17 protein-coding genes are annotated in these 23,082 nt (G+C 38.6%); 16 read left to right on the forward strand and 1 reads right to left on the reverse strand.

Translation table 11 applies throughout. The annotated features are described in order from the left end of the window. Positions 1-187 precede the first annotated feature (187 nt). The 10 genes from ABC255_RS04625 (at position 188) to ABC255_RS04670 (ending at position 11,034) form a co-directional block, all read left to right on the forward strand. Entirely contained in the window at positions 188-1,333 is a 1,146-nt protein-coding gene (locus tag ABC255_RS04625) for a sensor histidine kinase (protein WP_412991670.1), read from the forward strand. A 44-nt stretch (positions 1,334-1,377) separates the two neighbouring features. After that, positions 1,378-2,058 carry a response regulator gene (locus ABC255_RS04630; RefSeq protein ID WP_335529418.1) on the forward strand — a complete coding sequence of 227 codons (681 nt, stop codon included), beginning with the start codon at positions 1,378-1,380 and terminating at the stop codon, positions 2,056-2,058. 102 nt (positions 2,059-2,160) lie between these two features. Continuing rightward, the gene (locus ABC255_RS04635; protein WP_412991671.1) at positions 2,161-3,000 is read left to right on the forward strand and encodes a DegV family protein; all 840 of its coding nucleotides are present in this window, start codon (positions 2,161-2,163) and stop codon (positions 2,998-3,000) included. Positions 3,001-3,148: 148 nt separating this feature from the next. After that, positions 3,149-4,636 carry an ATP-dependent helicase ComFA gene (locus tag ABC255_RS04640; RefSeq protein ID WP_412991673.1) on the forward strand — a complete coding sequence of 496 codons (1,488 nt, stop codon included), beginning with the start codon at positions 3,149-3,151 and terminating at the stop codon, positions 4,634-4,636. Then, entirely contained in the window at positions 4,633-5,349 is a 717-nt protein-coding gene (locus tag ABC255_RS04645; RefSeq protein ID WP_412991674.1) for a ComFC family protein, read from the forward strand. The genes ABC255_RS04640 and ABC255_RS04645 overlap by 4 nt, the downstream gene beginning before the upstream one ends. Positions 5,350-5,570: 221 nt before the next feature. Beyond that, entirely contained in the window at positions 5,571-6,119 is a 549-nt protein-coding gene (gene hpf, locus ABC255_RS04650) for a ribosome hibernation-promoting factor, HPF/YfiA family (RefSeq protein ID WP_412991675.1), read from the forward strand. Positions 6,120-6,257: 138 nt separating this feature from the next. Next, a complete protein-coding gene (locus tag ABC255_RS04655) occupies positions 6,258-7,100 on the forward strand; it encodes a DUF1028 domain-containing protein (RefSeq protein ID WP_412991677.1) in 843 nt (280 codons plus the stop codon). A gap of 129 nt (positions 7,101-7,229) precedes the next feature. Further along, the gene (locus ABC255_RS04660; RefSeq protein WP_412991678.1) at positions 7,230-7,631 is read left to right on the forward strand and encodes a cytochrome-c oxidase; all 402 of its coding nucleotides are present in this window, start codon (positions 7,230-7,232) and stop codon (positions 7,629-7,631) included. A gap of 195 nt (positions 7,632-7,826) precedes the next feature. Then, entirely contained in the window at positions 7,827-8,873 is a 1,047-nt protein-coding gene (locus ABC255_RS04665) for a DUF5667 domain-containing protein (protein ID WP_412991679.1), read from the forward strand. Positions 8,874-9,084: 211 nt separating this feature from the next. Continuing rightward, complete coding sequence (locus tag ABC255_RS04670) at positions 9,085-11,034, forward strand: SEC-C metal-binding domain-containing protein (RefSeq protein WP_412991681.1); 1,950 nt, start codon at positions 9,085-9,087, stop codon at positions 11,032-11,034. Positions 11,035-11,481: 447 nt separating this feature from the next. Here ABC255_RS04670 and secA read toward each other — a convergent pair whose 3' ends face one another. After that, a complete protein-coding gene (secA, locus tag ABC255_RS04675; protein WP_412991683.1) occupies positions 11,482-13,995 on the reverse strand; it encodes a preprotein translocase subunit SecA in 2,514 nt (837 codons plus the stop codon). Positions 13,996-14,493: 498 nt separating this feature from the next. Here secA and ABC255_RS04680 point away from each other — a divergent pair, with 498 nt between their 5' ends. The 6 genes from ABC255_RS04680 to ABC255_RS04705 all read left to right on the forward strand — a co-directional run bounded on the left by ABC255_RS04680 (position 14,494) and on the right by ABC255_RS04705 (position 22,791). Next, a complete protein-coding gene (locus ABC255_RS04680; protein WP_412991684.1) occupies positions 14,494-15,903 on the forward strand; it encodes a cytochrome c3 family protein in 1,410 nt (469 codons plus the stop codon). A 30-nt stretch (positions 15,904-15,933) separates the two neighbouring features. Then, positions 15,934-17,115: a cytochrome c3 family protein gene (locus ABC255_RS04685; RefSeq protein WP_412991686.1), complete on the forward strand. Its 1,182-nt coding sequence runs from the start codon at positions 15,934-15,936 to the stop codon at positions 17,113-17,115. A gap of 20 nt (positions 17,116-17,135) precedes the next feature. Next, the gene (locus tag ABC255_RS04690; RefSeq protein ID WP_412991687.1) at positions 17,136-17,834 is read left to right on the forward strand and encodes a tetratricopeptide repeat protein; all 699 of its coding nucleotides are present in this window, start codon (positions 17,136-17,138) and stop codon (positions 17,832-17,834) included. A 2-nt stretch (positions 17,835-17,836) separates the two neighbouring features. Then, positions 17,837-18,808 carry a 6-bladed beta-propeller gene (locus ABC255_RS04695; protein ID WP_412991689.1) on the forward strand — a complete coding sequence of 324 codons (972 nt, stop codon included), beginning with the start codon at positions 17,837-17,839 and terminating at the stop codon, positions 18,806-18,808. Between the two features lie 133 nt (positions 18,809-18,941). Beyond that, positions 18,942-20,474: a cytochrome c3 family protein gene (locus ABC255_RS04700; RefSeq protein WP_412991690.1), complete on the forward strand. Its 1,533-nt coding sequence runs from the start codon at positions 18,942-18,944 to the stop codon at positions 20,472-20,474. A 322-nt stretch (positions 20,475-20,796) separates the two neighbouring features. Further along, a complete protein-coding gene (locus tag ABC255_RS04705; protein WP_412991692.1) occupies positions 20,797-22,791 on the forward strand; it encodes an Ig-like domain-containing protein in 1,995 nt (664 codons plus the stop codon). The last annotated feature ends 291 nt before the right edge of the window (positions 22,792-23,082 follow it).

The following is a 23,082-nucleotide window of genomic DNA, read 5'->3' on the forward strand; positions in this document are numbered from 1 at the left end:
AACTTTCCCGTGTTATAATAAATAATGTTCAAATAGTGAAAATCCACTTTCTTAAAATAGTAGTTTTGTTAATATACATTATACTACTTAGGCACTATACAGTTGGGAAATTTTTTGGTTTAATGCTTAGAGATAGTAAAAACTTACAATTCGCGTTAAACTAGAAAAAAGGTCTCTGGAGGAGAGCATGGCGAAAATTCAGAAGATTAATGTGAAATCGATTGATGAAATACGTAAAGAGATGATTGAAACGGTCACAAGCAGTAAAAGTGATATCTTTCAAATAAGTGAGCAATGCCGAAAAGACTATGAAGATATGACATCTGAATTACGCACCATTAAAGAAATGATGGTGAAATTGAATGCCGAAGAGGAACGTTTAGAAGAACTAGTACTTAAGGCTAGATTAACCTTATCTGAGCTTAGTATGAATTTTAAAGCATATACCGAAGCTGAGGTCAGGGAATCCTATGAAAAAGCACATCAGCTACAAATGGACCTGTCAATCAATTGGCAGTATAAAAAACAACTTTTGGATAAACGAGCGGACCTTGAACGCAGGCTGCTGGGGTTGGACGAAACGATTGATCGTGCTGACCAGCTGATTTCGCAGATTTCAGTAGTCATGAATTATCTCATGAGCGACTTAAAACTTATGGGTGAAGAATTACAGAATGCAAAAGCAAAACAGGACTTTGGCTTGAAGATCATCGAAGCCCAAGAAGAAGAGCGAAAGCGACTGTCTAGAGATATTCACGATGGTCCAGCGCAAATGCTTGCAAATGTTATTATGAGGTCTGATTTGGTTGACCGTGTTTATCGAGAGCAAGGGCCTGAGGAAGCTTTTAAAGAGATTGGAAGCTTCAAAAAAATGGTTCGTGCTGCACTCTATGAGGTTCGGAGAATTATCTATGACCTTCGTCCGATGGCGCTTGATGATTTAGGCCTAGTGCCTACCCTCAGAAAATACTTACAAACCATCGAAGAATATCATAACAAGTCTAAAATTGAGTTTATTCCCGTTGGTATAGAACGCAGGCTTCCTCCTAAATATGAAGTGGGTCTATTCCGATTGATTCAAGAATCGGTGCAGAATGCATTAAAACATGCCGATGCCTGTGAAATAAAAGTTAGGTTGGAAATGACTAAAAATGAATTAACCGTTCTAATTAAGGATAATGGCTCAGGATTTGATACAAATAAAAAAAAGCCCGAATCCTTTGGAATCATTGGGATGAGAGAACGAGTCGAGCTTCTTGAAGGAAATATTACATTTGAATCTAAAATTGGAAAAGGAACCGCAGTTTTTATTGTCGTTCCATTACCATCTTAAACTAAAAGATATGCGATACATTGGAGCAGGAGGGGAAGTAAATGATGACGAAGATTGCGATTATCGATGACCATCAGCTATTTAGAGAAGGGGTTAAACGAATTCTGGAATTCGAAAAAGCATTCCAGGTTGTTGCCGAAGGTGATGACGGAAGTGATGCATTAACGATTGTAAATGCCTATAATCCTGATGTAGTGATTATGGATATAAATATGCCTAACGTGAATGGAATTGAAGCTACACGTGAGCTGTCTGAGAAATTTCCTGACACCAAAATTATCATCTTATCGATTCATGATGATGAGAATTATGTGACTCATGCACTGCAAACCGGGGCAAGAGGGTACTTACTAAAGGAAATGGATGCTGACGCTCTAATTGAGGCAGTCAAGGTAGTAGCTGAAGGCGGCTGCTACTTACATCCAAAGGTAACGCATAATTTAGTAAATGAATATCGCAAGCTGACTGCAGGACGTTCTGGCGGTGGTGCATTTGTTCAAACGCTTGAATTAAGACGCCCGCTTCACCTGCTAACACGCCGCGAATGCGAAGTACTGCAAATGCTGGCTGATGGTAAAAGTAACCGAGGAATTGGGGAAGCTTTATTTATCAGTGAAAAAACGGTAAAAAACCATGTGAGTAATATTTTACAAAAAATGAACGTCAACGATCGTACACAAGCTGTTGTAGTAGCGATTAAAAACGGCTGGGTTGAAGTTCGATAATTTTTATAGGGAGGGCACGCTCTGAAATGGGCGTGCCCTCTGTTTTTTTCATTGTTTTTTAGATAGAATAGAACAAAACATATATTTAAGGATGGTTCCATTATGAAAACGGCAGTTGTTACGGATAGTACCGCTTACATACCCAAAGAATTACGCGATAAATGGAATATCCACATGATCCCGTTAAATGTTATCTTCGCAACCGAGGTATATCAGGAAGAAGTGGATATTACAGCAGAACAATTTTATCAAGAAGTGAAGGAGAAAGAACTTCCAACCACCTCACAGCCTCCAATCGGACAGTTTGTACAGTTGTTTGAGCGATTAGCTAAAGAATATGACGCTGTCATAAGTATCCACCTATCCAGTGGAATTAGCGGGACTTTTGCTGGAGCTGTAACAGCTAGTACGATGGTGGAACATATTAAAGTCTATCCGTTTGATTCGGAAATAAGCTGTATGCCACAGGGACTATATGCGATTGAAGCTGCAAAAATGGCTTTAAATGGTGAAGACAGTGATAAAATCATGTCCCGTCTTGAGGAATTGAAAAAAACGGCACGTGCCTATTTTATGGCTGACGACTTATCCCATTTACAGCGTGGCGGACGTCTTTCCAGCGCGCAGGCAATTATCGGCAGTCTGCTTCAAGTAAAACCCCTTCTTCACTTTGAAGAAAAGATCATCGTCCCATTTGAAAAAATCCGTACTCGGAAAAAAGCAATGAAACGTATTGTTGACCTGTTAGGGGAAGATGCTGCCAGCGGTGAGCACTACCAAGCCGCGGTTATCCATGCAAACCGCGAAGAAGAAGCGCTCGAATGGAAGTTAGAGCTTGAAGCATTGTATCCAAACGTTGAATTCATGGTAAGCTACTTTGGCCCTGTGATTGGAACTCACTTAGGAGAAGGTGCCATGGGTCTAGGATGGATGAAAAAATAATGTATGTGGAAGCCAGGCATAGAAGCCTGGCTTTTCATTTGTATATGTACCATTTTTAATAATATTATTCGACAAACAGCAGGTATATTGACAACTCTTGTTGAACTTCTTAAAAGCAATTAATCATAAAAGAAAGGGTGCTGTTTTCGTGCGTTTTCTTGTAAAAGAAAATTGTTTAGTTCCCCTAAGAGATAGTGAAAACTCACTTCCCATCTCACAAATCCCAGCCATCCCACAGCCGCCATTAAACCCTGCATTTCCCTACAATCCTAATCTGCAGCTGCTTCTCACGGGCAAACAGCTTTTGCTGGATGACCTGCAATTCCCTCTTGAAGAAATCCAAAAACATTATGAAAATGGCTATATTACTTATCGTAAAGGGATTGATTATAGAAGAAATCAACCAATTTGTTCTCGTTGTGGCAACAAGGCAGAGAATTGGTTCGCAAGGTTTCCATGTTCCAGATGCGGCGAAATATGCCTATACTGCCGTAAGTGCTTGATGATGGGGCGAATTAGTGCCTGTACCCCTTTACTTGGCTGGAACGGTCCGGCTCCAGATCACCATTTGCCTGAGAATATTCTGGGGTGGGAAGGACAGTTATCGGTTGGTCAGCAAACCGCATCAAATAAAGTAGTAGAGACAGTGCAGCACATGACAGAGCTGCTTGTGTGGGCTGTTTGTGGTGCCGGAAAAACCGAGGTTCTTTTTGCTGGAATTGACGCAGCCCTAAGAGCCAAAAGAAGGGTTTGTATTGCAACACCACGGACAGATGTAGTCCTAGAGCTTACACCGCGGCTGGAAACAGCCTTTCCTGAAATTCGTGTCGCTTCTCTATATGGCGGAAGTGAGGACCGCCACCTTTACGCCCCGCTTACAATTGCCACTACACATCAGCTGCTGCGGTTTTACCACGCCTTTGATACGATTATTTTAGATGAAGTCGATGCGTTTCCGTATACAGCGGAGGAATCCCTCCAGTATGCTGCAGTTCATGCCAGGAAGCCAGAATCAGCCATGATTTACCTAACCGCCACACCAAATGAAAAATGGCAAAGAGAGTGCCGAACTGGTAAAAGAGCCTTTACCACAATCCCAGCAAGGTTCCACCGTCATCCTCTTCCCATACCTCATTTCACGTGGTGTGGAAATTGGCAAAAGCAATTGAAAAAAGAGAAGCTGCCTGCAAATGTTCTCAACTGGATAAAAGAACGGCTAGAAAATAATAAACAGGCTTTATTGTTTTTCCCTCATATTCTCTTAATGGAAAAAGCCCTCCCAATCCTTCGAAAATTAGCTCCTGAGATTGAGGCAGTTCATGCCGAGGATCCAGACCGTAAAAATAAGGTTCAAAAAATGCGAAATAAGGAGATTCCTTTATTACTAACCACTACGATTTTAGAACGTGGTGTAACATTTCCCAACATTGATGTAGCGGTTGTTGGTGCGGAAGATGACATATTTACTGAAAGTGCACTTGTTCAAATTGCCGGAAGGGCAGGAAGGAGTAAGGATTTCCCCAATGGAGATGTAACATTTTTTCATTATGGTAAGACGGAAGCAATGCTAAAGGCACGAAAACAAATTACTGCAATGAATCATGAAGGAGTGAGAAAGGGGCTAATCGACGGATGAATTTATTCTCTCAAGCTCAATGTCTAATCTGCCATGAAATCATCCAGCCTAAAATGGGGTGGAAAGCTATTTTTTCAGAAGAAAAAGGGCTGAATCTATGTCCAACCTGTGAGGGGAAATTTGACTTAATTGAGGGAGAACAATGCAGGGTATGCAGCCGCCCGTTTCAATCTTTGGATGAAAGGTTTCGCCACGGTGACCTGTGTCATGACTGCAAACGCTGGGAGGAGGATGACGATTGGAAGGGCTATCTTGATTCCAATCACTCCATATATCGGTATAACGACTTTTTTAAGGAAGTGATGGCTACTTTTAAATATCGCGGTGATTATGTATTGGCAATAATTTTTGCTGAAAAAATAAAGGATCTAATTAGCCAATTACAGCCGGATTTAATTGTACCAATTCCATTAAGCAGTGAGCGTCTGTATGAGCGGGGATTTAATCAGGCTGAGGCACTGTTAGTTGAGTCCGGTTTAACCCCGAAAAAGCCTCTAACTCGTATACATTCAGAAAAACAATCGAAAAAATCACGATCAGAACGAATTCATATCCCACAGGTTTTTGAAGTCGACCGTCATATTGAAATACCAGGAAAAAATATTCTGCTGATTGATGATATCTATACCACCGGTTCAACGCTTAGGCATGCTGCAAAGCTGTTAAAAGAATCAGGAGCGAAAAGGGTCCAATCCTTAACGCTCGCACGTTGACTTTTATTCCTAAAACATTAAAGTGGTAAATTGTCCCTGATAATAATAGACTAAAGGTGTGGGATTTCTTAAAAAGGGTATATATCTGTTGTGGATTGGTTTTCACTATTTTCCCTGTGTTTTTGTCAAAATTCCGACAAAATTTTAATTCTGATTTAGCAGGATATTCAAAGGGTAAAATAGAAATGTAATACATAGGAATATAAAGGAGGAGTCCACAAATGAATTATAACGTTCGTGGTGAAAACATTGAGGTAACTCCAGCAATTAGAGATTACGTTGAAAAGAAAATTTCTAAATTGGAAAGGTATTTCACAGAAGCACCTGAAGCAAAGGTAAATGTGAATTTAAGATTCAATCATGATAAAAGTTCAAAAGTAGAGGTTACCATCCCGCTCCCAAATTTGGTTCTTCGTGCAGAAGAAACAAATATTGATATGTATGCAGGAATTGATTTAATCTCAGATAAGTTAGAGCGTCAAATCCGCAAGCATAAAACAAAAGTTAATCGTAAATTCCGAGAGAAAGGTGATTTCCCGATTACGTTTGCAACTTCTGAAAACACTGAAGTTATAGACCAAGATGAAGAAGACTTAGAACTTGTTCGTACAAAGCGCTTTGATCTGAAGCCAATGGACAGCGAAGAAGCTATCCTTCAAATGAATTTATTAGGACACAGCTTCTATGTGTTCAACAATTCTGACACTAATCGAACAAACGTAGTTTATAAGCGTAAAGACGGCCGTTATGGCTTAATTGAAACACATTAATAAGAAACATAACGCAGTTCCGAGCAATTGGGGCTGCGTTTTTGGTGTCCTTATATTCTAATATTTTAAATAATTTAGAATATAAGCCATTAACCCGAGGGATTACCATAAGATCACATAACGCAGGAGGCTTTTCTAATGACATTTTCAATCGTAGGCTTTGATCCTATCGAAAAAGAATGGGGTATAGCGGTTCAATCAAAGTTTTTAGGAGTAGGTGCAGTGGTGCCTTGGGCAAAAGCTGATGCAGGGGCAGTAGCTACTCAATCATATGCCAACACGGCATATGGTCCAAAAGCACTTGAATTAATGGAGCAGGGTAAATCAGCCGAGGAAACTCTCGAAATGCTGTTAGCTGAAGACCCTGAAAAAGAAATGCGCCAAGTTGGGCTCATTGACGCTTCTGGCAATTCAGCGACATTCACAGGGAAAGAATGTTACGACTGGGCAGGCGGGGTGACAGGCACTCATTTTGCAGCGCAAGGCAATATTTTAGTGGACGAAGAAACAGTACAAGCCATGGCAAAGGTATTTACAGAAACCAATGGACCTCTCGCAGACAGACTCTTGGCTGCATTAGATGCTGGACAGGAAGCTGGAGGAGATAGTAGAGGAAAACAGTCTGCTGCACTGTATATCGTGAAGGATAAAGGCGGTTATGGTGCATTTAATGACCGCTATATTGATTTAAGGGTTGATGATCATCCAGACCCAATTAAAGAATTAATCCGAATTTATCAGCTTCAGCAATTGTATTTCGCACCATCAAAGCCAGAGCGAATCGCTGCAATTGAAGGAGAAATCAAAGACGAGTTAATTCACCATTTAAAAAGGTTATCCTACCTTAGCGATGAATCACAAAGCAATGATGATATTTTCAGGGCCATAACTGCTTATATTCATACAGAAAACTTTGAAATGAGAGAACAGACTTCAGGGTTAATTGACCTAGAAGTACTTGACTTTATGAAAAAATCATAACATTTTTCCTCCTATTACTTTAGGAGGTTTTTTTATGCTAATAACACTATTTATATAATGGTAATATTGTTATTTTATTGAAATATAGTATAATAGTTGTAAATTTTGATTTATGGAGGTAGGCACAAAGTGGGAAAGGCGTATTTAAAAGTGGCAAGTGTTTATTTTACGATTGGGGTTTTGGCTGGGCTGACTATGGGAATTATCCATGATTTCCGTTTTACATCTGTTCACGCGCATGTAAATTTACTAGGCTGGGTATCTATGGCATTATTCGGACTTATATATCACTTTTATCCAAATGCTGCAAACTCTAAGCTTGCTAAAACACAATTCTGGTTACACAATATTGGGGTTCCGGTCATGCTCGGAGGGATTGCACTCCAAGTATTGGGAGTGTCCGCAGCCCTAGCACCAACCATTATTGGATCATTAGCAGTGGTGATTGGCGTTATTTTATTTATGGTCAATGTATTTAAATATGTTGGAAAAGACTCAAATTACAATTCTGATAAAAATGTGTCAGTCTAACCTTAGATAGAACTATAAAATGCGCATGAGATTTTTTAAAAAAATCTCATGCGCATTTTTATTTGGTGATTATTTACTATTTTGATAAATTAATATAGAGTTAGAATTAGAATTTACTTTTCAAATACCCACAAAAATAGTTATATATTGACGTAGTTTTTACTAGAAAATCAGTATAGGGGGGCAAATATCAACATGAAAAATAAAATAGTAACTGGCATGATTGCAACAACACTTATTTTTTCATTATGTGCTGGACAAGCTTTCGCAAATGGTGAAGATTCACCAACAGAGGAAACTAATAGCGAAATAACTTTAGTTGAAGAAGCAACTGGAGCTATAACTACTGATGTACCTGCTGGTGAGGAAGCGGGGTCTGAAGACACTGTTAGTGAAGAGGTTTCAGCTGACTCTGAAGTAATTGATCTTGAAGAAGAGGAAGTATTAGAACTAGGAGATCCGTCATTAGTTCCTGGTGATTTCTTCTATTTTGTTAAATTAATGGCTGAAAAAGTTCGTCTAGCATTTACATTTAATGATTATGAAGAAGCAAAGCTTTTAGCTGAAATTGCGGCTGAGCGTATTTCAGAAGCTAATGTATTAATAGCTGACGGTAAAACAGCAGAAGCGGAAGAGCTTTTAAAAGATGCAATTTCTACTCAAGAGTTTGCTGAAGAGACATTAGCAGAAACAGAAGAGGAAACGGTAACCGAGAATTCAGAAGAAACTGATGGTGGAGAAACAGGAGCAGTTACTACCAATGAAGCAGAAGATGAAGAAACAGAACTAGAAAGCAAACTTGCTCATAATATAGACTCATTATTGGTTGTTCTAGGTAAAATTGAAAATCCAAAGGCTCAACAGGCTATTATGAAAAATATCCAAAAAACATTTACAAAACTAGATAAAAGGTTTACTAAACTTGCAGAAAAAGAAGCAAAATCTACTACTGAAGAAAAAGTGACTGAAGGACAAATTTCAGATGAAGAAGCTTCTCTTGAAGAGCCAAAGCTTGAAGAAAAAGCAACAGTTGTTGAGGCAACTATTATTGAAGTTGAAAACGAAACAGCTGAAGTTACCAAAGTAAAAGAAGAAAAACAGCAAGAAGTTGTAAAAAAAGCAGAAGAGAAGAAACTTAAAGCTCCTGAAAAGGTAGAAGAGAAGCAGCAGGCAAGGGCTAATAAAGCTGAAGTGAAACAACAACAAACTGCTAGTAAGGCTGAAGAAAAAGGGAAAAATTAACCACTAAACAAAGGTGCACCAATCGGTGTACCTTTTTACATTATCGATCATATTCCCCTTACTTCCTAATTGGGTCTGTTTTAGGAAAATAAATAGGGAAAAAAAACTCAAATATAAAAATATTAAAGTATATTCCATTCTAATCTGTTAAAAATGGTACTATTTAATTGATAATCATAAGATACATAGAGGAAGAGAGAGGCGAGTACTGATGACTGAAAACATAGGTCGGAATGAACCTTGTCCATGTGGGAGCGGGAAGAAGTATAAAAAGTGCTGTGGGGCAAAGGAAGCAGTGTCGATTACACAGGTTATTGAAAATGAAATGGATGATTTGCAAAAGAAATTGCTTCACTATGCTCTCGATCACTATGAGGATGAAGTATATCAGGGTCTTGATGAATATGAAGAATACTTTGATATTGATGGTGAGGAGCGCCAGTTTTATGAATTTGTTTACACGGTCTGGTTTTCGCTGTTTAATGAATTGGAGGCTGGGGGAACCATTCTAGAAAACTTTATTTCTTCAGAGACTGGCAAAATTAAAAGACCGAAATTGAAACAGATACTTCAATCTTGGACAGAAGCAAGAGCGATTGCAGGAGAAATTATCCATATTGAAAATAATAAACTTATTGTGGCTGATGGGTTTTCATCTGAACAATTTGAAGCGATTGTCACAAATGCCCAAAGATCATTTAATAAAGGGTCATTTTTTATGGGAATCCTTCTACCGTTTAACGAAAAGTATGTCTTTTTCCCAGCGCCATTTGAGCTGCCTGATTTACCTCTCTATCAAGCGATTGACTATATAAAACAAAAAAGTCTTATAGCTGATTATGAGTCTCCACAGGAATTTTTAACAGAGTTCTTTATGGAGATTATGGTGGATCTTACTAAGATTGGCGGTATGGTTGATATTGATAATATGGAGTGGCAGTCGCCTGTTTATAGAGAGGTGGCAGAGCTGTTCAAGAGAAGTATGGAGTCACTTGGAGAAATGCCGTCAACTGTGGATGTAGGGATTATTCTCTGGTTTCAATTTTGCCAGAAAAAGCCGAAAAGGATTAAAAAGCCGAATCTATACGCAGCATCTCTCCATTATTTAATGACTCTGTTCAACGATTTGGTTTCACCGATGACTCAAAAGGAAATCGCTAAGTTGTATGGTGTACCAGTAGGATCCCTTTCTTCTACTTATATAGAAATGGATGATGAATTAGAGGAAGATATAAGAAGAATTATTGAGCTATCATATGAGGAAGATGAACATGACAGTAATCCCCCCACATTTAATCCGTTACAGGGGCCAATGCCCACAGAACAAGTCATGCAGGAAGCACTAGCAGAGATTCAGGATCATAATTTTGAAAGTGTTGAAGAAATAAGTGACTTTTTGAATAAGAAGTTAACGAATCAATCTCCAAAGAAAGCAGCCAGAACAAATAAAGAGCGTGCACAACAATTGGTTTATGATGCAATGGAAGTTCAAGGTCCTAAACGATATAAACTTGCTGAGGAAGCCATAAATCTAGATCCGAACTGTGTGGATGCCTATGTTATTCTCATTGAAAACTCAACGAGCCGGCAAGAAGCATTAATGCTTTCTGAAAAAGCAATGAAAATCGGGGAGAAGAAACTTGGAAAAGCATTCTTTGTAGAAAATAAAGGTCACTTTTGGGGCATGTTTGAAACAAGACCCTACATGCGTGCTAAAGCACAATATGCAGATGCGTTATTTCAATTAGGGAAAATAACTGAGGCGATACAGCAATATGAGGAAATGCTTGTGTTAAATCCAAATGATAACCTCGGTGCTCGTTATATGTTATTTGCACTTTATTTGGACAAGGGAGAGTTGTCTAAGGCAGAGAAACTATTGAAACAATATGAAGAGGAATCCGCTCATGGACTTTACAACAAGCTTTTGCTTGAATTATTGAAAAATGGATTTAGTACAAAAGCAGCTAAAATGCTGAAACAAGCCAAAAAGCAAAATCCAAATGTGATTCCATTCTTAACAGGTAAAAAACGTCTACCTAAACATTTGCCAGAATATCACAGCTGGGGTGATGTAAACGAAGCTATCATCTATGTTGATGTTCATCTTGACTTATGGAAGAAGATAGAGGGAATACAGGAATGGCTTAAGAAGCATTAAAAGGTCGAGAGGATAAACCTCTCGATTTTTTCATACTTATAATGACCGTAATCTGAAAAGTGGTTTTGGTAACTATAATAGGTTTATAGTGACCGAAGACAAAAAAGGGCTTTAATAAAATATTCCTAAATTGTATTTTTTGATTTAAAATTTCTGACGTCAGGAGTATTTTTACTGTTAAAAGTAATCAAAGCCCATTTTTGATTACCGCTAAGCTACATTTTCACTGTTGAAGGGAATCAAAGCCCATCTTTGATTACCGCTAAGCGGTGTTTTCACCGGTGAAGGGAATCAAAGCTTATCTTTGATTACCGCTAAGTAGCATATTTAGTACTAGAGGGAACCAAAACTATCTCAAATTATTAAAAGTAATTATGGGATATCCTTGATTAAAAATTCAATTAGATAAATAGAGAGGGCTGGCAAATTTGCCAGCCCTCTAGCGATCTATTTCCCTGCACCATGACAGTTCTTATATTTCTTACCACTGCCACAATAGCATGGATCATTGCGGCCGATGTCGATTTGGTTTACTTTTGGTTTCTTCTTAACTGCTTCTCCGTCTTCTTTCGGATTAACAGCCTGTCCTTTTGCGACCTCTTGGCGCTCTAAGTTGTTGCGGATTTCAGCCTTCATGATATACATTGAAGCTTCTTCTTCGATTGAAAGAACCATTGCCTCAAACATCGCGAAGCCTTCATGCTGGTATTCACGAAGCGGGTCAATTTGTCCATAGGCACGCAGGTGGATACCTTGGCGAAGTTGGTCCATCTGATCAATATGGTCAATCCACTTACTATCAACAGCACGAAGCGTAACAACTTTTTCGAATTCACGCATTTGCTCTGGAGATAGGATTAGTTCTTTTTCATTGTAACGTTCCTTCACCTTTGCAAAAATGGCTTCTGTCATTTCCTCTGGGTCATTTCCTTTTAATTGCTCGACAGTAATGTCACCTTCATGAAGCAGGTTGGCATTCACGTAATCGATAATACCCTGAAGGTTCCATTCTTCTTCATCCTCATGCTTGTTCGCATGTGCTTCAACATTTCGCTGAATGGTAGAATGAATCATTTTTTCGACAATTTCACGCAGGTTTTCTGATTCTAACACTTCGTCACGCTGCGTGTAGATAATCTCACGCTGTTGACGAAGAACGTCATCATATTGTAAAAGCTGTTTACGGGCATCAAAGTTATTGCCCTCTACACGTTTTTGTGCGGATTCAACGGCTCTTGAAACCATTTTGCTTTGAATTGGCTGAGTGTCATCCATCCCAAGACGTTCCATCATCGCTTTCATGTTGTCAGAACCGAAGCGGCGCATCAGTTCGTCTTCCATTGATAAGTAGAATTGAGTTACCCCTGGGTCACCTTGACGTCCGGAACGTCCACGAAGCTGGTTATCAATCCGTCGGCTTTCATGTCGCTCTGTACCGATAACAGCAAGACCGCCTAAATCAATAACACCTTCACCAAGCTTGATGTCCGTACCACGTCCTGCCATGTTGGTTGCAATGGTAACAGAGCCTTTGTTACCTGCTTCCGCAATAATTTCTGCTTCGCGTTCATGGTTTTTCGCATTCAGGACATTATGTTTGATGCCTTTTTTCAATAAGTATTTAGAAATAAGTTCGGATGTTTCAATTGCTACGGTACCAACCAAAACTGGCTGTCCGTTTTTATTTCGCTCAGCAATATCCTCGACAACTGCACGGAACTTGCCATCCATGGAAGCATAAATTAAATCTGGGCGGTCATCACGTGCAATCGGTCTATTGGTTGGAATTACGATAACGTTCATATTGTAAATGTTTCGGAATTCTTCTTCTTCCGTTTTTGCAGTACCTGTCATACCAGCAAGCTTTTCATACATACGGAAGTAGTTCTGGAAGGTGATAGTTGCCATGGTCATGCTTTCATTTTGAACTTCCAAACCTTCTTTTGCTTCAATCGCTTGATGCAAACCTTCGCTATAACGACGACCCTTCATTAAACGGCCAGTAAACTGGTCAACAATCACGATTTCACCATCTTGCACAACATAATCAACATCTAGGTGCATGCTGACATTTGCCTTCAAGGCTTGGTTGATATGATGGTTTAAGGTAACGTGCGACATATCAAAAAGATTTTCTATCCCAAAAGCGCGCTCTGCTTTGTTGATACCATCTTCCGTCAGCATAACGCCTTTTGTTTTTTCATCATAGGTGAAGTCTTGATCTCTTGTCAGTGTACGCACGAATGCATTTGCTTGAATATAAAGAACAGCAGACTTTTGAGCAGAACCAGAGATAATCAATGGTGTACGCGCTTCGTCGATTAAAATTGAGTCAACCTCGTCAATAACTGCATAGAACAGAGGACGCTGTACTTTTTGTTCCTTATAAAGGACCATGTTATCCCGTAAATAATCGAAGCCAAACTCATTGTTTGTCCCGTAAGTAATATCACAGGCATATGCTTCTTGTTTTTCTTCCTTAGACATGCTGTTTAAATTTAAACCGACAGTAAGTCCAAGAAATTGATATAATTGTCCCATTTCGTTGGCATCACGGCTAGCCAAGTATTCGTTGACCGTAATAACGTGTACACCTTTTCCAGAGATTGCATTTAAGTAAACCGGCATAGTAGCGGTTAGTGTTTTACCTTCCCCGGTCTTCATCTCTGAGATATTTCCTTCATGGAGAGAAATCCCCCCCATTAATTGAACGTGGTATGGATATAAACCGAGAACCCTGCGAGCTCCTTCACGAACCACTGCAAAGGCCTCAACTAGCAAATCATCAAGTGTTTCACCTTTTTGATAGCGAAGCTTAAACTCTTCTGTTTTTTCACGGAGCTGGTCATCGCTTAATTTTTCTGTTTCTTGAGCCAATGCCTCAATTTGATTTGCCATTTTGTCCAGCCGTTTCAGCTCGCGTTTATTAAGATCGAACACTTTATTTAAAATCCCCATCATATGATGAAACGCTCCTTTTATGTCTGATTTTCTACTTTAAGAAATTCGCTTTATATACATAAAAATCCTATCAAAAATATCAATAAATATCCTTTATATCTTACCACTTCGTAATTAGAGTGACAACATTGTTACCTATTTAGCCACATTTACAAAGAGTGAATCTTTGAAGTCTCTCACTACTCTTAGAACAGCTATTTAAAAAATTGTCAAATTTTTGTATGCGCCTACCATTCATGTTTCATGGGAAAAGAGCCTGCAGATTAAATAAAAATACATAAAGTTGTATAAAAATAGATTTCGGTTGATGTTTGCAACGTGAATATATTGTTAACTAAACCTTTAATTATCAATGTTTTTATGTTGTTTTTAGGAAGAAGGTCACGCAGTAACAGTATGAAAAAATATTCACAAATTGTACATTGGAAAATACTTTTGCAATGTTAGATACTACCATTAGAGAGGTTAACTTAGAAAAATAGAGAGATAAAAATAAATATGGGAAGGGTGAGTCATGTGGCTTTTTGGGGGAAGAAAAAGAATAAAGATATAGATCCTGAAAATAGAGAAAATAAAAAGAAGCCTGGACTATTTCGCAGACTCTGGCAGAAATTTAGAAAGATAGACTGGAAGGATCCAGTTACAAGATGGAAAGCATTATTTGTCGCCCTAATCGGGTCTATTGTTGTTTTTGGAGGAGGATATGGTGTTATCTCCTTCACCAACTCGCCTTCATTTTGTAAAAGTTGTCACGAGATGGCGCCAGAATATACAACCTTTACAGCGAGTGCGCACAGTGAAATTTCCTGTGTTCAATGTCATATTAAGCCTGGGTTTGTGAACATGATGACCCATAAGGTGATTTCGTTAAAAGAGGTTTATCACCATGTTATGGGTATACCTGAACAAATTGTACAAACAGAACACGAAGCGGTTTCGGATCAAAACTGTTTGCAGTGTCACTCTAAGAACCGTCTTGTAACAGCTTCAAAAGACTTAATTGTAAACCATAAAGGACATATCGAAGAGGGTGTTCCTTGTATCAGCTGTCACTCAGGAGTTGCACACGCAAAAATTGCAGCACGTGGAATCAATACCGAAGAAGTGCGTAGCCATTGGACAGAAGATGTAGCTCAACAAATGATGGAACAGAAATATTTAGCACCAAACATGGGAACATGTATTGACTGTCACGATAAGGTTAATAACGGTAAAAAACCATGGAAGGATGTAGCATACCTCGTTCCGCCAAATCCAGAACATCTTGAAGAAGCAGCAAAAGAAAAAGAAACAACTAACGCTGTTAAACATGAAGCGGAAACAGAGGAAGAAGCAGCAGAAGCGATTGCGGAGCATGAAGAAAAAACACAAGCTATTATTTTAGAAGCAGTTGGCAAGCAAACAAAAGATGTGAAGCTTAGCATGGCATGTGAAACCTGCCATCAAAGAGTTAAAGTTCCAGAAACTCACAGAGTTGAAAACTGGAACGGAAACCACGGCGGTACAGCACTTCAAGAGCTAGACACATGTGTAGACTGTCACCAAGATTCAAAGTGGGTAAGAGATATTCCTAAGGAAGACCTAATGTCCATGCTTAAGATGGCTGAGGTAGAAGAAGAAAATAAAGACCACAAGTACACAGCAAATATGACAGTAGTAAGAGAACAAGCTCGTATTAATAAATTCTGCAGCGCTTGTCACAGTGAACGCCCAGAGAGCCATGCGAAGAGTAATCAATGGCTTGTAGGTCACGCAAATAACGCGTTATCACCTGAGGAAAAAGCAGAGTGTTTCGTCTGTCACGATCGACAAGAACCAAAACCTGGTTCAACAGAACTAAAAGCACCAACTGATGTTTATTGTGAATACTGCCATAGAACTGGATTCAAGGATGATGAGAAAAAATAAAGTTTCGTTGTTTAAAAGGAGGGATAATGAATGGAAGAAGAACAGATAGAACAGACCTCCCCTCCCCGGAAAGGCTACAAATTATTTAAACGGTTAACAATTGCAGTGTTTTTTATCGTTGTCTTTTTCTCATTAGGACTAGTAGGAGTAGAAACCACTTCGAGTTCGGAGTTCTGCTCCTCCTGCCATGAGATGAAACCACAGTACTATACATTGAAGGCATCCAGTCATAGTGAGGTTGAGTGTGCAAGCTGCCATGTTCAACCAGGAGCTGAAAATTACGTAAAATCGAAGGCAAATGGAGTAGTTGAACTTTATAAAAAGCAAACAGACTCCTATCTTGCACCAATCAAAATGCCAAATCTGATACCAGATGAAGCTTGCGAAAGGTGCCATAACCTCAAGAGTCGCGATGTAACTCCTTCCGGGGACATTATCATCCCTCACGATAAACATAAGACAGAAGGCATTGAGTGTGTTCAATGTCATAGTGGTACTGCGCACGGGGAAATTTCAGATCGAAAGATGACTTATAAAAGTGACTATGGAAAATGGAATGAAAAGTTAGGTGCCTCCGTCATGAGTGACACAAAGTACATACGTCCGCAAATGGATACATGTATGGAATGTCATAAAGCCAGAAAAGTTACGCTTGAATGTACAGCATGTCATGAATCAACCATGGTACCTGAGAATCATAAAACAGATAAATTCAAAGCTGGAGGACATGGAAAAATAAAACCTTCAGAATTGGAAACGTGTGAGAAGTGTCATTCCTATATGTCGTCAGAAGAATATGACTTATTTAAAGAAGATCCGAGCTATAAGAAGTATTTAAATAATGAAGAGATCGACGCTACTAATGTAACTGTCAATGCCTACGCAAAAACAAATACCTTCTGTAAAGACTGTCATGGAGAAAGACCGAAAAGCCATCAGATTACATCCTTCATGACAAAACATGGTGAGTTATCCGAGGATACAGAAAAATGTTTCACCTGTCACGAGAATCGAATTACCAGCGATGCACCGGTTACCAAAGTCCAGTGTTCAACCTGTCATACAAGATCTCACAAGGACAATTGGAAGAGTAAACACCCAGTTAAGTTAGCAGAAAATCAAAAATATGATAAAACATGCTTAAAATGTCATGTTGAAACAACATGCACAAAATGTCACAGACCAGATAGTAAACAAATAGCCAAGGATTAATTTCCGAGAGGGGATTTAATATGGAAGCAGCAAAAGTACCTCAGGAAGTTGAGGGTAGGACAGCAAAGAAACAACCAAAAACTTTTACAAAGAAGACTAGTTTTCTACTATTATTCTTGACATTAGTCTTTTCAGTAGGCACTGGATATGCTCTTGGTCACTTTTATTTTTGGAATGATGTCGATATGAAAAGAGTGAATGAGCAGCTTACGTACTACAAGGAAGAAGTTAGAAAAGATCCTTCTAATCTGCAAAATCGTATTGTACTTGGATATACCTATTTCTTAAAAGGTGAGAACGAAAAGGCAATTAAAGAGTTTGATTATGTTTTAGAGCAAGATAAAAACTACTATGATGCTCATTACAACTTAGGCTTAGTATTTTTATCAGAAGAACGCTATAACGAAGCTTTGATTGAGTTCGAAAAGACTGTAAACATAGCGCCTAAAGATTATAAGGGCCATGTTCAAATGGGAATCGCCTATCGCGGTTTAGAGGAATATGACAAGGCGACTAAGGCGTTAGAACAAGCAAACAAATTAGCTCCAACCAATTCTGATATTATCTATCAAATTGGAATGGTGGCTGAAGCAAAAGGTGAATACAGTGACGCAATTGCAATTTACAAGGATGCTCTAGCCTATGATCCATTATATCAAGATGCAGTTGATGCACTAGATAGACTAAAAGATAAAGACACAAAGGCTGAAGGTGAATAACGATGAAAAGACGTAATGTGTATATCGGAATGGCGCTCATTGCTATCGTCACGGCAGCTGTTTTCACCCTGCTATTTAATAATAATACAAAAGCAGTCGATACAGGATTATTAAAGGTTCTTGATCCAAATGGTGCGCCAAGCCACAGTCAATCTCTAACTGGCGATTTCAGTAAACCAATGGATAAACCTATGGATATAGCGGTAAGTAGTTCGTTCACTTATGTCACGGATACGAATAATAAACGCGTTCTAACATTTGATGCCGGTGGCAATCTACTTTACTCATTTGGTGAGGATGGTAATGGTGAGGGACAATTCAAATTCCCATATGGAATCTCTATTGATGAAAAAGGAAGAGTGTTTGTAGCAGATTTGTATAATGGTAAAATTTCAATTTATGATGAAAAAGGAAAATTTATTGAATACTTTGCACCAGAAGCTAATAAGGATGGTAAAATTTCCGCTCCTGCTGCTTTAAGAATCATTGATAAAAAGGTTTACGTCACAGATATTAAAGCTAACAAAGCTTATGTATTTGATATGACTGGCAAGTTGCTTCTTGAAGCCGGTAAGCCAGGAGTAAATGACGGCGAGTTTAACTCTCCGAATGGCATTACAGCTGATGAAGAAGGTAATATTTATGTTGTTGACACTGGTAATCAACGCGTACAGATATTTGATAAACAAGGTAAGTTTGTAAAAATCATAAATGGTTCTAACGATGGTAAAGGTGAATCCGTTTTTGTTAACCCAAGAGGAATTGGTATCGACAGCACCGGCAAGATGTATGTTGTCAGCAATCTAACACACATGGTATATGGCTTCGACAAAGATGGCAAAAAGATCTTCCAAATGGGAGGGATGGGTGAACAGAATGGACAATTCTATTTACCAAACGGATTGTTTATCGACAGTAAAGACAATGTTTATATTACAGATACATTAAATCTCAGGGTTCAAGTTTTCAACTAATCTCAAAATTAGGCAATCACTTATTTCCTTACATTTAAGGGGGTGGTTTAAAAAAGAGAGCAGCATAGTTTTTATTTATAGAATAATTAAAAAAAGAGAGAAAAAGAGAGATTTATTTGGGAGGTTTTAAAGAATGAGAAAGTTTAGTTTAAGCTTTTTATTTGCACTCTTACTGTTTAGTATGTTTGCAATTGCAGCTTCTGCTGAGTACAACCCGAACAATGGTGGCTTGACTCCAGGCACAGCTGGCGAAGAAAATATTTTACCGAACGCAAATAATACTGGTATTGGTGTTGACAATCCAACTGCAACTCCTTCTGTAAAGAAGAATTTGGCAGGCCATAACGTTCACACTTCATACCAAAACAACACCAACTCTTGTGCAAGCTGTCACCAAACACATACTTCACAAGGTGACCAATTACTGTTTGCTGATTCAGTTTATAACACTTGTACTGCATGTCATGATGGTACATTAGGATACTTAAACGTTTTTGCTGATGGAAAAAGTGCTAAAACAACTGGTGCAGGTACTTTCAATGGTACCCATGGTGGATCTCAACACATGGCTAATGATACTCTAACAATTTCTGCAGCTCCTGGTGGAAATCCAGTATCAACGGATAAAACAAAAGGAACTATGTGGGGAGAAAGTTTCAACTGTGCTAGCTGTCACGCTCCACACGGATCTTACTCTGACCGTTTACTTCAATACAATCCAAACGGAATTGGTTCAATGCCAGCTTCTCAAGGTGGTTTACAATTAGAAAACGTTCCTGTTGTAAATACTTTACCTGCAGTTGATACTGCTGCTCCTGCTGTAGTATTGCTTCGTTCTACAGATGCTACCGGTAAAGTAACTGTAGCTCAATACAATAAAGGTACTTCTAGCTATACAAAGTCAACTGCTCCATGGTTATATGGTTATGACAACCGTACAAACGGAAATACTTATTGGTCTCGTTTGATGGAAACTGATACTACTGTTGCTGCTTACGGGTCAACATCTGGTGTTTATTTTGACTACGAACATGCTGAAGCATATTCTACTTCTGCAGCTGGGGCAACTGCACTAGGTAAAGCAACAAAAGGTTTCATTGCTCGTCCTGTCGTAGTACAGATGGCAAAAGAAGGACATGATACTATTCAAAGTGCTTACTGGTCCGGAGCTGATATTTCTAAATTTGATGGTAAAACTGCACAAGAATTAACAGACCTTGGCTACAAAGTTTCTGCAACAAATGTTGTAACAAATGTTGGTGTACAAATGTCTAAGTTCTGTGCTGCTTGTCACACTGACTACCTGCAAGCTAACGCAGATGGCAAGAAATCTCACTTTGGTGAAGAAACTGCTGCATACCGTCACAGCACAAACAGCGACAGCTACACTTGCGTACGCTGTCACTTCTCTCACGGTACTGACGCATATATCATGAAAGATTCTCTTGGACGTACAATTGCTGACTTAACTGCAACTGGTGGACAATTTGCAGGAGATGAACCTGCTGCTCTAAACTACATGCAAGACAACAACCCATCTTCAGCACTTAAGAAGTTCACAAACATGTCAGTATGTTGGGCTTGTCACAACAGCTCACACGCTGAAACAATTAAGAACGCTGAGCGTCGTGCAGATCACCCAGTTGGAATGCCAACTGGAAACTAAAAAAATAAGCTAACAATTAGCGGCAACTAATTATTAGCCTAAAAGTAAGTTTCTGAAAATAGGGTGTTATGCTTCGGCATAGCACCTTATTATTTGCATTAATTTTAACATTTTAGACACAAAATCGTCAATTTTATTAATATGCAAATCTACTGTTTTTGTGTGGTGATTAAAACTTATATTAATCCGCATTTTAACAATTCATATATGAATATTTATTGAATTATCTCCCCTTTCTCTAGTTCCTTCCTATAAATAGGAATAAAATATAGAGAGAACAGCATTTTGTTACTGTAAATTTAAGTGGAATGAGAGGTGCTAAATGAGGTATAGGGGACTTCTGCACAAAACCAAATTACAGGTACTTATCATACTAGTTTTATGTATCCAATTGTTAGGTCCGCAACAATTGTTCGCAATTTCTAGTGTTAACAGTGAGGGAATTACTGGCACTGAACCAACAGTAGATGATTCCTCTAAGCAAGAGCCAGAGGTTACTGTAACACAGCCGAATGCTGATGGTTCTACCGATGTACCAGTTGGCTCAGTTGATAATCTTTCACCAGAAAATGAAATAATAAATGATTCTACTCTTCCAACCATAAATTTTATAAAACCTATTAATGGGGCGTACTCAAATTCAAGAATCTTGGTAGGAACTACAGAACCTTCTGCTGACGTTAAAATTTGTATGGATTGCAAAGAGGATTCTGAAGGTTTAATCATTGGAACATGGATTTCTGTACTGGCTGATGATACCGGTAAATGGGTATATGAAGATACCCAATTAACAGATGGCAGTCATACCGTTTATGCTAAAGTGACTGATTCCGCTGGGAACGATGCAAATGTAAATAAGGTTTCTTTCATTTTAGATACATCCCGTCCGCAAGTCTTGCCAGATGTTTATCCTAAGCAGGATATGACACGAGTAGAAGTAAATCCAACTATCAAAGTGAAGATAATCGATGCAAATGCATTAGATGATAGTAAGGAAGTAATCGATAAAAGTATCACCCTTTCCCAAAATGGAACCAATATAGAAGGAATCATTAATTACAAGAAAGAAACAAATGAAATTACTTTTACACCCAAGGCGGCATTGAAGCCTGGTACTAAGTATAATGTCTTTATTAGTCCTTTAGGTATTATTGATGCTGCTAAGAATAACGCCTTTCCACGATTTTGGTCATTCACGACTATTGGTTCCGAATCAGTTGAACACCAAAATCCACATGGTACTTATACGAACAACGTGGATACCTGTGGTAATTGCCATAGTACACATAAAGCAGAGGATCCGAACTTGCTTTCGCCAGAAAATGTACCTGGGTCAGATCAAAAAGAAAATCTTGCTACTGACAACTACTGTATGGCCTGTCATGATGGTACGGTAGCTGCGCCAATGCCGGAGAATACGCAAACCGCCCATACCCATAATGCTGCTATCGATATAAATGGTCAACAAAGCGGAAGTTCCTGTGCAAGCTGTCATAATCCACATTTGGATTGGTCAGAGGAAAATCCTAACCTTACACAAGATCATATTACGTATAAGCATTTACCATCAAATCCGATAGACCTGAATAAACCAACAGAGGAGATTAGCAGTAAAGAACAAATGTGTGAGTCTTGTCATGAAAATGATAGTGCTGAAAAAATAGCCAATGCCGCTGTGGAATATAATGCTTTTAAATATAGGAAATCGAGTACAGCAGTTGGTATCTACGAAGATTATGAGCTTTGCCTCCGCTGTCATAATGGAGATTTCAAAAAGAAATATGGCCAAATTGCCGATATAGCAAGTCATTACGACAACTTGACAGAAAAAATGGTAGAGGAGTATGAGAAGACCAATAATCAGATTTTCTCTGAAAGAGTAATTTCTGAAGTAGAGAAGGAATTCTCAGGACATATTTTAAAAGCTTTGGATGGAAGTCCGCTTGCGGGCCATATGCCATGTGCAGAGTGTCATGATACTCATGGCTCTAACAACTTTAAACAGCTAAAAGGATCAATAGGCCATGAGGATATACAGTCTTTTAGCACAATAACTACAGATTATATAACTGTTAAAGCATTAGTAGACTCTAAGGAACTAGAGTTTACTATATTAAATGAAAGCAAGGAGCGCGAATTCTGTTTGGCTTGTCACAATGGAACAACAGCTGTCTATGGAGTCAAAGGACAAAAATACGACGCAACCATTAACGAGCACAATTCCAACCCAAGTAAATCCTGTTCTTATTGTCATGGAAGAGGAGAGTCAGAAGTCGAAAAAGCTCTAAGTGCCGCACATGCTCCGAAAAAAGGCTAGTACCCAGATAATAAATAATCACTAAAGTCAAGAGGAACTATCACCTCTTGATTTTTTTTATTGTAAAAAAATAAAAATCTTAACAGATTTGTTGAAAAGGTTAGGCATTTATGCCTATTTCAGATGGTAAAATGGTGGTTGAATAAGGAATAAAATGGAAATTTGTAATATTAGGATAGTGTTAATGTTCGTAAAATAATGCTAAAAAATTAAGACCAAGCTTTATGAAGTTGGCTCATACTAGGTCTTTTTTTATAATATTGCAAAAATAGGGGGCGGATGGAAACTCAG

Source organism: Neobacillus canaveralius, assembly GCF_047237705.1.
Lineage (GTDB): Bacteria > Bacillota > Bacilli > Bacillales > Cytobacillaceae > Neobacillus > Neobacillus niacini_K.

What these genes read in the sequence shown, in the direction of transcription:
- ABC255_RS04680 (WP_412991684.1), top strand. Translation starts at nt 14,494, where the DNA reads ATGGGAAGGGTGAGTCATGTGGCTTTTTGGGGGAAGAAAAAGAATAAA.
- ABC255_RS04685 (WP_412991686.1), top strand. Translation starts at nt 15,934, where the DNA reads ATGGAAGAAGAACAGATAGAACAGACCTCCCCTCCCCGGAAAGGCTAC.
- secA (WP_412991683.1), bottom strand. Translation starts at nt 13,995, where the DNA reads ATGATGGGGATTTTAAATAAAGTGTTCGATCTTAATAAACGCGAGCTG.
- ABC255_RS04645 (WP_412991674.1), top strand. Translation starts at nt 4,633, where the DNA reads ATGAATTTATTCTCTCAAGCTCAATGTCTAATCTGCCATGAAATCATC.
- ABC255_RS04670 (WP_412991681.1), top strand. Translation starts at nt 9,085, where the DNA reads ATGACTGAAAACATAGGTCGGAATGAACCTTGTCCATGTGGGAGCGGG.
- ABC255_RS04690 (WP_412991687.1), top strand. Translation starts at nt 17,136, where the DNA reads ATGGAAGCAGCAAAAGTACCTCAGGAAGTTGAGGGTAGGACAGCAAAG.
- ABC255_RS04705 (WP_412991692.1), top strand. Translation starts at nt 20,797, where the DNA reads ATGAGGTATAGGGGACTTCTGCACAAAACCAAATTACAGGTACTTATC.
- ABC255_RS04655 (WP_412991677.1), top strand. Translation starts at nt 6,258, where the DNA reads ATGACATTTTCAATCGTAGGCTTTGATCCTATCGAAAAAGAATGGGGT.
- ABC255_RS04700 (WP_412991690.1), top strand. Translation starts at nt 18,942, where the DNA reads ATGAGAAAGTTTAGTTTAAGCTTTTTATTTGCACTCTTACTGTTTAGT.
- hpf (WP_412991675.1), top strand. Translation starts at nt 5,571, where the DNA reads ATGAATTATAACGTTCGTGGTGAAAACATTGAGGTAACTCCAGCAATT.
- ABC255_RS04630 (WP_335529418.1), top strand. Translation starts at nt 1,378, where the DNA reads ATGACGAAGATTGCGATTATCGATGACCATCAGCTATTTAGAGAAGGG.
- ABC255_RS04695 (WP_412991689.1), top strand. Translation starts at nt 17,837, where the DNA reads ATGAAAAGACGTAATGTGTATATCGGAATGGCGCTCATTGCTATCGTC.
- ABC255_RS04625 (WP_412991670.1), top strand. Translation starts at nt 188, where the DNA reads ATGGCGAAAATTCAGAAGATTAATGTGAAATCGATTGATGAAATACGT.
- ABC255_RS04665 (WP_412991679.1), top strand. Translation starts at nt 7,827, where the DNA reads ATGAAAAATAAAATAGTAACTGGCATGATTGCAACAACACTTATTTTT.
- ABC255_RS04635 (WP_412991671.1), top strand. Translation starts at nt 2,161, where the DNA reads ATGAAAACGGCAGTTGTTACGGATAGTACCGCTTACATACCCAAAGAA.